Consider the following 14,419-nt stretch of genomic DNA (forward strand, 5'->3'; position numbering starts at 1 on the left):
CTAAAATAGATCCGAAGCTACTGCCGCGGAGGGGTTTGCAGTTTGCAGACACCCTCAGCGGGCGTCACAAAAGATATTTTGACACAAGTTTGAACGAAATCAAGTCAAATTTGCATAGATGCCCCTTCACGCAGGCAACTTGATAAGGATAAGTTTATGGCTTTTGGAGGCATTAAAATTTTCTACCTTAACTGAAAGGCTACTAAACTGGGCTTTTACATTACACTTTAAATAGCTAGGTTAGCTCAGGCTTAACACTGTAACGCTTCCGGAGTAACGAACGATAGGTAGGCGCAAAACCCACTCTCCGAGAGCGAAAAACCTTTTTAAATTTTAAATTCCGCCCCTTCGGCTACCCCTATACGGGGTCACTGGGGTGCATGGTTCGCATGTTAAAAGCTGTGGCGGAGAATCGCGAGCCATATAGCGCGGTGAATTTCCCAAAAGCTCTCCGATCTCCAGCCCCAATTGAAACCGACTATGACGAGCACATTCGGAAAGTCATCTCGTAAAGACGCAGCGTTCACATATCGCATCACTTAAAGAAAATGGTGCAGACACGCCGAAGCGCCCCGTTTCATGCGCTCTAAAGCACAGAAACGGGGCGCTCAGGCTGATGCTAGGCCCGTTGTTATTGGCGGCCTATGGGGTATAGGGCGTTAGAAGCCCATGCCGCCCATGGCGTCAGCGTCCGGCATGCCGTTGTTGGCTCCGGCCGGCTCAGGCTTGTCGGCAACGACGGCCTCGGTGGTCAGGAACAGAGCTGCAATGGATGCAGCATTCTGCAGGGCAGAGCGGGTGACCTTAACCGGGTCATTGATGCCAGCCTCCATGAGGTTGACGTACTCGCCGGTAGCAGCGTTCAGGCCCTCACCTGCTGGCAGCGAGGCAACCTTGTCGGCCACAACGCCCGGCTCCAGGCCAGCATTGTGTGCAATCTGCTTCAGCGGTGCGGACAGAGCCTCACGGACGATCTTGACGCCGGTAGCTTCGTCACCCTTGAGGTCATCCAGGGAATCCAGAACGGAAGCAGCCTGCAGCAGGGCTACGCCACCGCCGGCAACGATGCCCTCTTCCACGGCAGCCTTAGCATTGCGGACCGCGTCCTCGATGCGGTGCTTGCGCTCCTTGAGCTCAACCTCGGTAGCGGCACCGACCTTAAGGACGGCAACGCCGCCGGAGAGCTTAGCCAGGCGCTCCTGGAGCTTCTCACGGTCGTAATCGGAATCGGAGCTTTCGATCTCAGCGCGAATCTGCTTGATGCGGCCGTCGATCTGCTCCTGGGAGCCAGCACCCTGAACGATGGTGGTCTCATCCTTGGTGACAACGACCTTGCGTGCCTGGCCCAGGTACTCGAGCTCGGCGGTCTCGAGGGAGAGGCCGACCTCTTCGGAGATGACCTGGCCGCCAGTGAGGATGGCCATGTCCTGCAGGGTGGCCTTGCGGCGATCGCCGAAGCCAGGAGCCTTAACGGCAACGGACTTGAAGGTGCCGCGGATCTTGTTCACCACGAGGGTGGACAGGGCCTCGCCCTCAACGTCCTCGGCGATGATCAGCAGCGGCTTGCCGGACTGCATGACCTTCTCCAACAGCGGAACGAGGTCCTTGATATTGGAGATCTTGGAAGAGACCAGCAGGATATATGGGTCCTCCAGGACTGCCTCCTGGCGCTCCATATCAGTAGCGAAGTAGCCGGAGATGTAGCCCTTGTCAAAGCGCATGCCCTCGGTTACCTCGAGGTCAACACCGAAGGTATTGGACTCTTCCACGGTGATAACGGAGTCCTTGTTTACGGAGCCGTTGCCCACGGTGTACATAGCCTCGGCGATCTTCTCGCCGATGGCCGGGTCAGCAGCGGAGATGCCAGCGGTGGTAGCAATCTGCTCCTGGGTTTCTACTTCCTTGGCGGAAGACAGCAGGGAATCTACAACCTTCTTGGTTGCGGTCTCGATGCCGCGCTTGATGCCCATAGGGTTGGAACCTGCGGCTACGTTGCGCAGACCCTCGCGTACCAGAGCCTGTGCCAGCACGGTTGCGGTGGTGGTGCCGTCGCCAGCGACGTCATCGGTCTTCTTAGCTACTTCCTTGACCAGCTCGGCGCCGATCTTCTCATAAGCATCCTCGAGCTCGATTTCGCGAGCGATAGAAACACCATCGTTGGTAATGGTCGGCGCGCCCCAGGACTTTTCCAGGACGACGTTGCGGCCCTTAGGGCCGAGGGTGACCTTGACGGCGTCGGCCAGCGTGTTCAGGCCGCGCTCAAGGCCGCGGCGGGCCTCTTCATCAAAAGCGATAATCTTTGCCATTGTGTTTGTGCTCCTTGGTTTATTGAGGACGACACTCACGTCTTTCTCGCTGCGGACGCCCGCGACGGCATGGCTGGTGAGTGTGAACCAACCTCAACCACAACGATGTAGATTTATCTGGCACTCATACTGTGCGAGTGCTAACGACTATTCTGGCACTCTCCCATCGCGACTGCAAGAAAAAATGGCGCCCCCGCGAAGGGACGCCATTATATAAGGAATGGATCAGGAACTAGGAGCTCTTCACCGTGCGCTTGGTCCAGCGGTAGATGAACGTTAGCGCGATAATGAAGAGGATCACGCCTACCACGGTGGCGGAGGCACCACCCTCAAAGATTTCCAGCGGGCTCTCGCCGCCAGCGGCGGCGATGATGCCGGCATTGACCACGCCAAAGAGGGACTCACCCACGATCAAGCCGGTAGCCAGGAGGGTTCCCATGCGCTTGGCAAACTCGGGGCGGGATTGCTTCGCGGCCCACTTATCGTAGAAAGTGCCCAGGATGGCGCCGATGGGGATGACGATGGTCAGCGCGGCCGGCAGGTACATACCCATGCCAGCTGCCAGCGGGGACAATGAGTACTTATCGGTGAACTTGCGCAGGAGCTCGTCAATAATAATGAGGACAGCGCCGATGGCCATGCCGATAAAGATAAGGTCCCAATCCAGCGAGCTATCGAAGATGCCGGAGGCAACCGAAGACATCAAGGCGGCCTGTGGGGCGGCCAAGGCGTCTTCGCCCGCACCCTCCATGCCTTGGAAACCGAAACCGTTGAGCATGACCTGCAAAATCGGCGGGATGACTAGGGAGCCGAAGACCACGCCGATAATGAGCGCTACCTGCTGCTTCCACGGGGTAGCGCCAACGAGTGCGCCGGTCTTCAGGTCCTGCAGGTTGTCATTGGAAATGGTGGCAATACCAAAGACAATGGCCGCGGTAAAGAGCGTATACGCCACCAAGGACAAAGGATCAGCGCTGGTGCCGCGGGTAACGGCGGCGATGAGCAGCGAGGCAGCAAGCACGGCAATGATACCGATGGAGGAAATCGGCGAGTTAGACGCACCAATCAGGCCCGCCATGTAGCCGCACACAGAGGCGATAATGAGGCCTACCAGCAACGTAAAGAGCACGGAGACGGTAATGAGCACGGCCATATGGTCATGGATATCGGTACCCTGCACGAAGTCCCACAGCAGCAGCGCGATGGGCACCATAAACGCCACGATGGTGGTGGCAACATAGGGGAAGGGAATATCTCGCTCGGTCACATCCACGGCGGAACCGGACTTACGGGCGCGCGAGGAGGCTAGCGACTGGCGGATACCCAGCGCAATGGGCCCGGCAATCTTCAGCAGGGTCCAGATAGCGGCAATGGCCATGGTGCCCACGCCGATGAAGCGGATATCATCGGAGAAGGTGGTATCGACGACGTCGGCAAGAGCGGTGGCGCCCGAAATATCACCGGTGGTGAAAATGGGCAGCAAGATGAAATAGGAAATCACTACGCCAACCAGCATGGCGATGCCCACCGGCAGGCCCACCAAGTGGCCCACGCCGATAAGGGCGGTAGAAAGGCTCGTGCCCAGGGTGGTCGCGCCGGCGCCGAGTTTGAAATAGGCGGTGACCTCAGAGGCGGCCGCCTTCATTGCGGTCAGCAGCGCCATGACGGCCGAGGTAATACCGCCGGCGACGATGATGCGCAGACCCTTGGCATTTTCTTCCTGGCTGGCGCCGGAAGCATTTTCATCGCCCACCTTGAGGACCTCGGCCGCGGCCACGCCCTCCGGGTAGGGCAGATCGGAGCCTGTTACCAAAGCGCGGCGCAACGGGATGGAATACATCACGCCCAGCACGCCGCCGATGATGCACACACCGGCCGTCTGCAGGAAGCCGAAGCCCTGCCAGTACCCCACCATCACTAGGCCCGGGAGGACGAAGATGATGGCGGACAAGGTGCCCGCAGCAGAGGCGATGGTCTGGACAATATTATTTTCTTTAATGTTATGACCTTTGAAATGGCGCAAGACTGCCATGGAAATCACGGCAGCGGGGATGGAGGTAGCAAAGGTCAAGCCCACCTTCAGGCCTAGGTACACGTTGGCAGCGGTGAAGATGAGGGTAATCAGGCCGCCGATGATAATGCCGCGCAGAGTCAGCTCGGGCAGGGTGGCCTTGGAACCTGCGGCGGATGATGCGTTCGCCATGCCAGGTCCTTTCTATTCTCGGCTATGAAAGTTTCTCGTTTCACCCCGCGTAACAAACCGCAGCCTGCCACGTCCGTTCCTGTCTGTTTGGCCCCGATTCCTCGCCGGAATAGGGTCCGAACGGACAAAATCCGCACAGGGTGGAATGAATAAATTTTAGTTCACCACCCCAGCGTTTTCCTATTCCGGTTGCTCTATAGCTTGGGCAGGGCGGGTACGGTAGTACACATGACTGCACTTAATGAAAGCATCCGCAACGACCGCGAGACCATTTTCCGCCAGCTCAGCGAGCTCGTAGCCTTCAACTCCGTCCACAATGAGGAAGGCTTGGAGGACCAGACCAAGGGCGCGAGCCAGTGGGTTAAGTCCGCACTCGAAGAAGCCGGAGTGAGCGTGGAAACCATCACCACGGCCGATGGCTCCACCGCCATCTTGGGCGAGCGCAAGGGCGACGAGGGGGCCAAAACCGTCCTGCTTTACTCCCACTATGACGTAGTACCGGCGGGCAACCGCGAAGCGTGGGATTCTGATCCTTTTACCCTTACTGAGCGCCAGGCCGCCGATGGCTCTACTCGTTGGTACGGCCGCGGCGCCGCCGATTGCAAGGGCAACGTGGCCATGCACCTAGCGGCCCTGCGCGCGGTGGACAATAACGGCGGCACCAAGGTCAACCTGAAGTACCTCATCGAGGGTTCTGAGGAACGCGGCGGCGAGGGCCTTTCCCAGCTCATCAAGGACCGCCCGGAGCTTTTTGCGGCCGATGCCATCCTCATCGCCGATGCCGGCAACTCCGCCGTAGGCCAGCCGACCTTGACCACTTCCCTACGCGGCGGCGCGCAGATTGGTGTGCAGGTCGATACGCTGGCCGCCGGCGTTCACTCCGGCCAATTTGGTGGCGCGGCCCCGGACGCCGCCAAAGCCCTGATGCGCGCCATCGACTCCCTATCCGATGAGTACGGCCGCACCGTTATCGATGGCGTAGATACCACCGCCGAGTGGTCCGGCCAGGAATACTCGGCCGAGGCCTTCCGTGCCGATGCACAGCTGCTGGAGGGCACCAAGATCATGGGCGAAGATGACCCGGCTGGCGCCACCCCGGTGGCGAATATGGTCTGGTCCCGCCCAGCCATTACCGTGACCGGCTTTACCTCTACCCCGGTTGCAGAAGCAGTCAACGCCGTGCCCGCTACCGCTTCCGCCCAGCTCAACCTGCGCGTTCCGGCTGGCGCCGATGCCGCCGCGATTGCCGACGCCGTCTGTGCGCACCTCCGCAGCCACACCCCTTGGGGCGCCCACGTCAAGGCCGAGGTGCTCGAGTCCAATGCCGGCTTTGCCACCGATCCGGAAAAGCCAGCCGCTGCCCTGCTAGGCGAATGCCTTTCCGAGGCCTATAACGCAGAGACCGCCGCTCAGGGCATGGGCGGTTCCATTCCGCTAACCACCGAGCTGCAAGAGGCGCATCCTAACGCGGAGATCGCCCTCTACGGTGTGGAGGAGCCCAAGTGCACCATTCACTCCGCCAATGAGTCGGTGGATCCCACCGAGATCGAAAATATTGCCGCAGCCGAGGCACTCTTCCTGCAGCGCTACTCCTAAGGCTTGCGCCCCTGGCCCAGCCTGGGTCCTGGCTATTGCCGCGGCACTGCGGCGTACCCCGCTCCCCACGGAGCGGGGTTTCTTTATGCCGCAAAACAGCAGCATATAATACAGCGCCAAAAATAGTTCTTTCAAAGCCGTAGAAAAGCCGGTAAAGTGGCAAAAAGTTGGCCCCGCGCTCGGCCATGTTGCTTGCACTATGCCACCGCGGCGTACTCAGCGGCGTGCGGCTCGTGAATGTTCTCGTCTCTCAGTAGTTGTGATGCTCGTGGTGTTCGCGGCAGCGGGGCAAGAGAACGCGATACAACCAAAAGGAGCGCAGTAACCAACGTGCTAATACTCCTAGGTACTCTCATCGCCGCCACCGTGGTGGCACCGCTGCTCATCATGCGAATGGGTCGCCCGGCATTTGGAATTTTGGCCCTAGTCCCCGGCGCAGGCTTTGTGTGGACGCTCATGCACTTTCTGCGCGGCACCTTCGCAGACGGTGGCGCGGTTGAGCATACCGTGGAATGGATGCCCTCCGCGAACCTAAGTTTTGACCTCCGCTTAGACGGACTAGGCGCGCTGTTTAGCCTCATCATCTTGGGCATGGGCGCGCTGGTATTGATCTACTGCTGGGGCTATTTCGACGGCACGCGACGCCGCTTGGCCATGTTCGCGGCGCAAATGGTGGGCTTCGCCACCGCCATGTTTGGTCTAGTGGCCGCGGATAATTTCCTGCTGATGTACGTGTTCTGGGAGATTACCTCCCTGCTGTCTTATCTCTTGGTTAGCTACTATGCGGAACGAGCCTCCTCCCGCCGCGCGGCCCAGCAGGCGCTGATGGTCACCGCGCTGGGCGGGCTAACCATGCTCATGGGCTTTATCTTGCTCGGGCGGCAAACTGGGGCGTGGACCTTTAGTGATATCTCCGCCTATGAGAACTTTGCGCAAACACCCTATGTCACGGTGGCCATCGTGCTCATCTTGGCGGGCGCGCTGACAAAGTCCGCAATCGTACCGGCACACTTTTGGCTCCCCGGCGCGATGGCGGCGCCGACTCCGGTCTCCGCTTATCTCCACTCCGCCGCGATGGTTAAGGCCGGCATCTACCTCGTCGGGCGCTTGGCGCCCTCGATGTATGAGGTGGCAACCTGGCACGTGGTGGTTATCTCCTTAGGCGTATTTACCATGCTGCTCGGTGGCTGGATGGCGCTCAAACAGCGCGACCTGAAGCTGATTTTGGCCTATGGCACCGTCTCCCAGTTGGGTTTTATCACCTCCATCATGGCCGTAGGCTCGCGGGAAGCCATGCAGGCCGGCCTCGCGCTGACCTTTGCGCACTCGCTATTTAAGGCGGCGCTTTTTATGGTCGTCGGAGCTATCGATCACTGCTCGGGCACGAGGGATATCACCAAGCTATCCGGCTTGGGGCGCAAGGAGCCCTTCCTTTTCGGTATTGCGATCATTTCCGGGTTCTCCATGGCCGGCGTCCCACCACTGTTTGGCTTCGTGGCTAAAGAGGCCGTGCTGGAAGCCACCATGCACGAAGAGCTCTTGGCCGGCATGCCGCGCAATATGATGCTTGTGGCCTATGTCCTCGGTTCTATCCTCACGATGGCCTATACGCTGCGCTTTTTGTGGGGTGCCTTTGCCACCAAGAAGGAGGTCAATGGAACGGAGCTGGCAGAGGCCGTCGCCAAGATGCATCCGGTCAACCTGGGGCTATGGCTCTCCCCTGTCTTACTTACCGTCCTGACAGTGGTACTTGGTGTATTCCCCAAGCCGCTTTCGGCAGCCTTTGACCAACACCTCAATTCCACCTTCGGCCCGGAGGAGCATAGCGAGCTAGCCCTGTGGCATGGCTTGACGGTGGCGCTGGGCCTCTCCGCACTCATTATTGTGGCCGGTATTATTATGCACTGGCAACGCCAGGTCCTGGTCAAGTGGCAATTCTCCTACCCCGCACTGGGCAATGCGGATGACGCCTACGATTCGGTCATCGCTCTTTTGCGCCAGCTCTCGCTGCGCACGACGGCAACCACGCAGCGCGGCTCCCTGCAGCTGAACTTGACGGTTATCTTTGCCACGTTGATGCTGCTGCCACTGGCTATGATCATCAAAGGCGATCTCACTGATATCCGCATGATAGTGGCGGAAAATCCTTGGCAGATCGTCGCCGCCTTCATCATCATGGTGGCCGCCGTGGCTGCCACGGTCACCGATAATCGTTTATCAGCCGTCATCATCGTCGGGGTGACTGGCTATACGCTCGCCTTCATCTTCGCTCTGCACGGTGCGCCGGACTTGGCGCTGACGCAGCTGTTGACCGAGACCATCGTGATGGTTCTTTTCATGCTGGTTCTGCGCCGCATGCCGGCCTCCACCGAATGGAAGCAGGACCCCAAGATGGGCCGCCTGCGTGCCTGGCTTTCCGTGGGCACGGGTCTTACCGTCACCGTAGTAGCGATGTTTGCTATTAACGCGCGTCAGTCCAAGCCCATCTCCGAGTTCATGCCGGATCTGGCCAAAGAGATTGGACACGGTGCCAATACTGTCAACGTCTTGCTGGTGGACCTGCGCGCCTGGGATACCTTTGGCGAAATCACGGTGATTATCATTGCCGCACTGGGCGTGGTCTCGCTGATTTATCGCACCCAATCTTTCGGCCGTGAAAGCCGCCGCCCCACCCTGCGGGTTACCGGCCGGCGGTGGCTGGCCGCCGGGGTGGAATCTGAGCAAGCACTCAACCGCTCGCTGATGATCGATGTCTCCACCCGCGTGCTCTTCCCGTCCATGGTCGCACTGTCCTTCTATTTCTTCTTCTCCGGCCACAATGCTCCTGGCGGTGGCTTTGCCGGCGGCCTCGTGGCAGCGCTAGCACTCATCCTGCGTTACCTGGCTGGTGGGCGCGCGGAGCTGGAAGAAACCCTGCCTATTGACGCCGGCCGCACCATGGGCACCGGTCTCTTGCTGTCCGCACTAGCCACGGTGACCCCGATGTTCTTTGGTCACCCGCCGCTTACCAGCGGATACACCTCACCGGAGATTCCGCTCATCGGCAAGGTTTCGCTACCTTCAGCGTTGGTCTTTGACGCAGGTGTCTACCTCATCGTCGTGGGGCTCACGCTCTACATCCTAAATTCCTTGGGCGCCAAGCTGGATGAAGAAGAGGATATGCGTAAGCAACGTGCCCGCGATCGCGCCCGCTCGCTGGCCCGGCAGCAGCGCCAACGCACCGCCAAGCAAAAAGCGCAACGGGCCCAACGCAAGGAAAAGAAACAAGCCGCTACAGCAAGCACAACCGCCACCACAGGGAAGGAGAAATAAATGGAAGCCAACCTCTTCCTCCTCTTGGCCGCCGGTGTGCTCGTAGCCGCGGGCGTCTACCTGCTCCTGGACCGCGCCATGACCAAAATGCTGCTTGGACTGCTGCTTTTGGGCAATGGCGCAAACCTCTTCCTGCTGCAGTCCGGCGGTTCGGCCGGTTCTCCGCCTATCGATGGCCGCGACTCGGAACCTTTCGGCACCGAGATTGCAGATCCGCTGGCACAAGCAATGATTCTGACTGCCATCGTCATTTCCATGGCGCTGACGGCCTTCATCCTTACCCTGGCCTACCGCCAGTACCGCTACCGCACGGATGATGTCATTGAAGATGACGCGGAAGATACCGCTATTGCCGCCAAGGCCGCGCGCCCCGGCAATGCGGCCGCCAGCCCGGACCACGATGCGTCCAATGATCCGGCTACCGGCCGCGCCACCAAGCAAGGCGATAACTTCGGCCCTGCATCCTTCGAGGAACCAGTAAAGGGGGCCCGCGATGAGTGAGACCGTACAGCCGCTTGTCGATGCCCTCTTTCCCTACATCGGCTACCTCATTCCGCTGCCCATTATCATCCCAGCAGTGGCCGCGGCCCTCGCCTTGATCTTTTGCCGCATTCCCAATGTGCAGCGCCAGATCGTATTTTTCTCACTGCTCATTACCGCCGTGGTCAATGCCGTACTCATCCTCATCGCAGATTTTGAAGGCATCCAAACCCTGCAGGTAGGAGGCTGGGACGCCCCGGTGGGTATCACGCTCGTGGCGGATCGCCTCTCTGCGGTCATGCTCTTTACGTCCTCCGTGGTGCTGTTTTCTGTCATTTGGTACGCCATTTCTCAGGGCGTTCGCGACGGCACCAAGGACGAACCGGTGGCCGTCTTCTTGCCCACCTACATGCTGCTGACCATGGGCGTTAATATCTCCTTTTTGGCGGGCGATCTCTTCAACCTCTACGTGGGCTTCGAGGTCTTCCTCGTGGCGTCCTATGTGCTGTTGACCTTAGGTGCCTCGGCTGGTCGAGTGCGCGCCGGCGTGGGCTACGTGATGGTGTCGATGGCCTCATCCATGATCTTCTTGCTCGCGTTGGGGTATGTGTATTCCTCCGTGGGCACGATGAACATGGCACAGATTGGCCAGCGCATGCAGGACATTCCGGAAGGAACTCGCACCGCTATCTTTGCCACGTTGCTCGTCGCCTTTGGCATTAAGGCCGCCGTGGTCCCGCTGGATGCCTGGCTGCCGGACTCCTATCCCACGGCACCTTCGCTGGTTACGGCCGTCTTTGCCGGCCTGCTGACCAAGGTGGGTGTCTACGCCATCATCCGCGCCCGCACCTCCGTCTTTACTGCGGGTGGGCTCGATACCGTGCTCATGTGGGTAGCCCTCGCCACGATGCTGGTGGGTATTTTGGGCGCCATCGCGCAATCCGATATTAAGCGCCTTTTGTCTTTTACCCTGGTCAGCCACATTGGTTATATGATCTTCGGCGTCTCTTTGGGTACCGCGCAGGGGCTTTCTGGCGCCATCTTCTACGCCGTACACCACATTCTGGTCCAGACTGCGCTATTTCTGGTGGTCGGACTGGTTGAGCGCCAAGCCGGAACATCTTCGCTGCGCCGTTTGGGCTCGCTGATGTATTCCGCCCCGCTCATCGGAATCTTGTATTTCATCCCCGCCATCAACCTGGGCGGCATCCCGCCGTTCTCCGGTTTCCTGGGCAAGGTCATTTTGCTGCAAGCCGGTGCGAATGAAGGATCCTGGATGGCCTGGGTACTTATCGTTGGAGCCGTGGCTACCTCCCTGCTTACCCTCTACGTGATGATGCTGGTGTGGGCTAAGGGCTTTCAACGCGACCGCGCCGATGCCCCTGAAGGCAACGTGGCGCTCGCCCGCCCGGCCCCGCTTTCCGATATCACCGATGAGGTGGAATTTTCCTCCCGCCAGGATGTGGGCAGGGTGCCCTTTGGCATGATCGCCTCTACGACCCTGCTGGTTGCCGCGTCTACGTCCATTACTTTCCTGGCCGGACCGATTTCCGGTGTAACCTCGCGCGCGGCCGAATCCGCGCAGGATACGTCCATCTACCAGTACGCCGTGCTGGGCGACCGCGCGGATGATCCCACCCGCCACCTCAACCAGAAGGAGCGCTACACCGGCGGCGCTGATTCCTATGAAAATAGGCGCAGCCACTCTCCTGAGGCGGAGCCCCCGGCCTCGCCGGGCCTGGATTCCCGCACCGATCCAGAAGCCGGTGGACGCGATGCGCATTCCACCACCGTAAAGTCCCCGGACGCCGCCAAGAGGAAGGATATTAGCGATGACTAACTCGCGCTTTTCCGGCCTGCACCACCGCTTCCGTCCGTGGTTCATCGTCTGGCTCATCATCATGTGGTGCATGCTGATGGGCGAGGTCACCGTGGGAAACTTGGTGGCGGGACTTATCATCGGCGTCGTTATTGTCTTTGCCCTACCGCTGCCGGCCATGCCGATTACCGGCATCGACGTCTCCTGGGGCAAGCTCATTGCTTTTATGCTCCGCTGGTTCTGGGAGTTGTTCTACGCCTCGCTCAAGGTGGGATGGCTGGCCGTGCGCCCGCAGCCGGTGCCCAAGACCGCCATCTTGGAGCTGCCCATGCGCTTGGATAATGAGTTTGCCATCTCTTTGGCGGTGACGCTGTACAACCTGCAACCGGGTGGCACGGTAACCGATATTGATATTGCTAACCGCATGCTCACCGTCCACATCTTAGATGCCCACGATGAGGAGCAAATCCAGCGCGAGATCAATGCCGTGGCCCGTATGGAGGTCTCATTCATCGAAATCTTTGAAAGGAGCCACCCCTAATGGATCCTCAGATCTACAATGCGATTTTGCTGGTGGCCGCCGCGCTGCTGGTCGTCTCCTTCCTCATTACCGTCTGGCGCATTATCACCGGGCCTAATTCGCTGGACCGTTTGGTGGGTATGGATGGCTTTACCGCGATGTTCCAGTGCGCGCTTGCTACCTACATGTGCTGGTCGCTCAACACCACGGTGGCCTCGGCCATGCTGGTCATTGCGCTCTTGGGTTTTATCTCTACCGTGTCGGTTACAAGGTTTAGGAAGAGGGATAACCAATGAGCTGGTCCTTTATCGCTGATGTACTCTCGCTCATCCTCATTATTAGCGGCAGCCTCCTCACCTTGGCCGCAGCCATCGGTATCGCTCGATTCAAAGACACAATGTCGCGCGTACACGCGGTGAGCAAGCCGCAGACCACCGGTCTTATCCTCACCATCCTGGGCGCGATCATCCGCCTCACGGGCGCGGAATCCTTCAGCGTGGCCGAGCGGGGGGATTTAGGAATGCTCATTTTGCTGGTACTGTTTGCCATGTTCACTAGCCCGGTAACCGCGCAGCGCACCTCACGTATTGCACGCCGTGAGGGCCTATACGGCACCGAGGAAACCATGTCCCGCAACGACCGCCCCGCCGCGAAGTCGCTGCGCCGCAAGTAGGAGACGCTTTTCACCGTGAAAAAGCTTTATGGGCTTCCCACTGTGGTGACTTTGCTCGCCGCCCTCATCGGCGTCATTGTCTATCGCTTCAGCATCTACGATGGCAATAGCGCCTTTGTGTGGCGCGTTCCGCTAGATCTGAAGATTTATTGGCTCGCCGGTGGTGAGGTAGCGCAGGGCGCAAACTTGTACGATAACGCCTATATTGGTGACCTGCCTTTTACCTATCCGCCCTTTTCCGGCACTCTTTTCACGTGGCTTTCCTCGCTTGCCGACGACCCTTTGATCCTCCTTTGGCAAGGCGGCACCGCCCTTGCCCTGTTTACGGTCATCATGCTGGTTCTGCGCGAGCGCGGGCTCAAGCTCTCCCCGGCAATGTGGTTATTGGGCATCTTGCTTTTGTGCTGCACCCCGGCAAATGAACCGGTGCACGGCACCCTATTCTTTGGCCAGATCAACATCTTTTTGATGTTGCTGGTTGCCTTGGACCTCCTCCCGCGCAAGCGGGCCCTGCCGGGCATCGGCATCGGTTTGGCTGCGGGTATGAAACTTACCCCCGCTTATATGGGACTGGTTCTGCTCTTCCAAAAACGCTGGTGGCAGGCGATTATCGCCATCTTGACGTTCGCGGTAACCGTTGCCATTGGCTTTGTAACCATCCCGGATGCCGCCGAATTCTGGACCGATGCCATCTTTAAATCCTCCCGCGTGGGCGAGCACACTAACCCAGGTGCGCAGTCCATCCGCTCCGTGATGGTCCGCGCATGGGGCATCGACGGCGGCTGGGTATGGCTTGCCGCCGTGGTCGTGGTCTTTATTCTGACCTGCTTGGCGCTGCGTACCGCGATGAAGCACCGTAATAACTCGGCCGCGCTTGCGCTCGCCGGTATCAGTTCCTGCTTGGTCTCCCCCTTCTCCTGGTATCACCACTGGGTATGGACGGTGCCTTTGGCCGTCGTCGTACTGGTTTCCGTTAACCAGGCGCTGGGCAGGCGCTTGCACGGTTTCCTCGGCGCACAGCTTGCTGGCTTTGTATCGGTGCTGGCCATGTGTGCGGTAACCATGCCGTTCATTTCCGCAGCCGTGTGGTTGTCTGCTGCTAGCCGCTCGCTCAACCACTGGGATCTGCAGCCCTGGGGCATGTTGGCCTTTACCGGCGCCGGCGTTATCTATATCGCCTTCTACGCGGTGTGGGGATTTATCCCTGGCACCCAACCGGCCAAGGAAACGACCACCCCTGGTAGCCCCCAGCAGCCCGCTGCCGCGCAACCTGCTGCCACCACGACCGCGGCCCATCCGGCGCATTCAGTGAACACCGAGTCTACGACCCGTGGTGGTCATTCACGGGCAGCGCGCACTATCAGCGATGAAACGGCAGAAATGCCCGCGGTGGGTCCCGAAACGCGCGCTTTCCCCGCGTCCCAGGACATCACCGATATCCCCGATACCCCGGCTTATGGGCGCCACTCGCGCTCCGAGGACTAAGCCCGAGGCGGCTACCGGCCCCCTG

General features: G+C 59.5%; 10 protein-coding genes. 8 read left to right on the top strand and 2 right to left on the bottom strand.

Going from position 1 to position 14,419, the window contains the following annotated elements:
- Positions 1 to 659: 659 nt before the first annotated feature.
- Positions 660 to 2,306 (bottom strand): chaperonin GroEL, encoded by a 1,647-nt coding sequence (gene groL, locus QP904_RS02475; protein WP_086588229.1) that lies wholly within the window; start codon positions 2,304 to 2,306, stop codon positions 660 to 662.
- A 232-nt stretch (positions 2,307 to 2,538) separates the two neighbouring features.
- Entirely contained in the window at positions 2,539 to 4,509 is a 1,971-nt protein-coding gene (locus tag QP904_RS02480) for an OPT family oligopeptide transporter (RefSeq protein WP_239208097.1), read from the bottom strand.
- A gap of 228 nt (positions 4,510 to 4,737) precedes the next feature.
- Between QP904_RS02480 and QP904_RS02485 the strand changes: the two genes are divergently transcribed.
- From QP904_RS02485 to QP904_RS02520, 8 genes are all read left to right on the top strand, one after another.
- Positions 4,738 to 6,105: a M20/M25/M40 family metallo-hydrolase gene (locus tag QP904_RS02485; RefSeq protein ID WP_239208098.1), complete on the top strand. Its 1,368-nt coding sequence runs from the start codon at positions 4,738 to 4,740 to the stop codon at positions 6,103 to 6,105.
- A 330-nt stretch (positions 6,106 to 6,435) separates the two neighbouring features.
- Entirely contained in the window at positions 6,436 to 9,417 is a 2,982-nt protein-coding gene (locus tag QP904_RS02490) for a Na+/H+ antiporter subunit A (protein WP_200288614.1), read from the top strand.
- The gene (locus QP904_RS02495) at positions 9,418 to 9,918 is read left to right on the top strand and encodes a Na(+)/H(+) antiporter subunit C (protein ID WP_200288613.1); all 501 of its coding nucleotides are present in this window, start codon (positions 9,418 to 9,420) and stop codon (positions 9,916 to 9,918) included.
- Entirely contained in the window at positions 9,911 to 11,737 is a 1,827-nt protein-coding gene (locus QP904_RS02500; RefSeq protein ID WP_023019960.1) for a Na+/H+ antiporter subunit D, read from the top strand. The genes QP904_RS02495 and QP904_RS02500 overlap by 8 nt, the downstream gene beginning before the upstream one ends.
- On the top strand, positions 11,730 to 12,257 hold the full coding sequence (locus QP904_RS02505) for a Na+/H+ antiporter subunit E (protein WP_023019961.1): 528 nt from the start codon (positions 11,730 to 11,732) through the stop codon (positions 12,255 to 12,257). Before QP904_RS02500 ends, QP904_RS02505 begins: the two co-directional genes overlap by 8 nt.
- Complete coding sequence (locus QP904_RS02510) at positions 12,257 to 12,532, top strand: monovalent cation/H+ antiporter complex subunit F (RefSeq protein WP_023019962.1); 276 nt, start codon at positions 12,257 to 12,259, stop codon at positions 12,530 to 12,532. Before QP904_RS02505 ends, QP904_RS02510 begins: the two co-directional genes overlap by 1 nt.
- The gene (locus tag QP904_RS02515; RefSeq protein WP_023019963.1) at positions 12,529 to 12,909 is read left to right on the top strand and encodes a monovalent cation/H(+) antiporter subunit G; all 381 of its coding nucleotides are present in this window, start codon (positions 12,529 to 12,531) and stop codon (positions 12,907 to 12,909) included. The genes QP904_RS02510 and QP904_RS02515 overlap by 4 nt, the downstream gene beginning before the upstream one ends.
- Positions 12,910 to 12,924: 15 nt before the next feature.
- Positions 12,925 to 14,394 (top strand): glycosyltransferase 87 family protein, encoded by a 1,470-nt coding sequence (locus QP904_RS02520; protein ID WP_200288611.1) that lies wholly within the window; start codon positions 12,925 to 12,927, stop codon positions 14,392 to 14,394.
- Positions 14,395 to 14,419: the final 25 nt, after the last annotated feature.

Origin of the sequence: Corynebacterium nasorum, assembly GCF_030229765.1 — a bacterium.
Taxonomy (GTDB): domain Bacteria; phylum Actinomycetota; class Actinomycetes; order Mycobacteriales; family Mycobacteriaceae; genus Corynebacterium; species Corynebacterium kefirresidentii.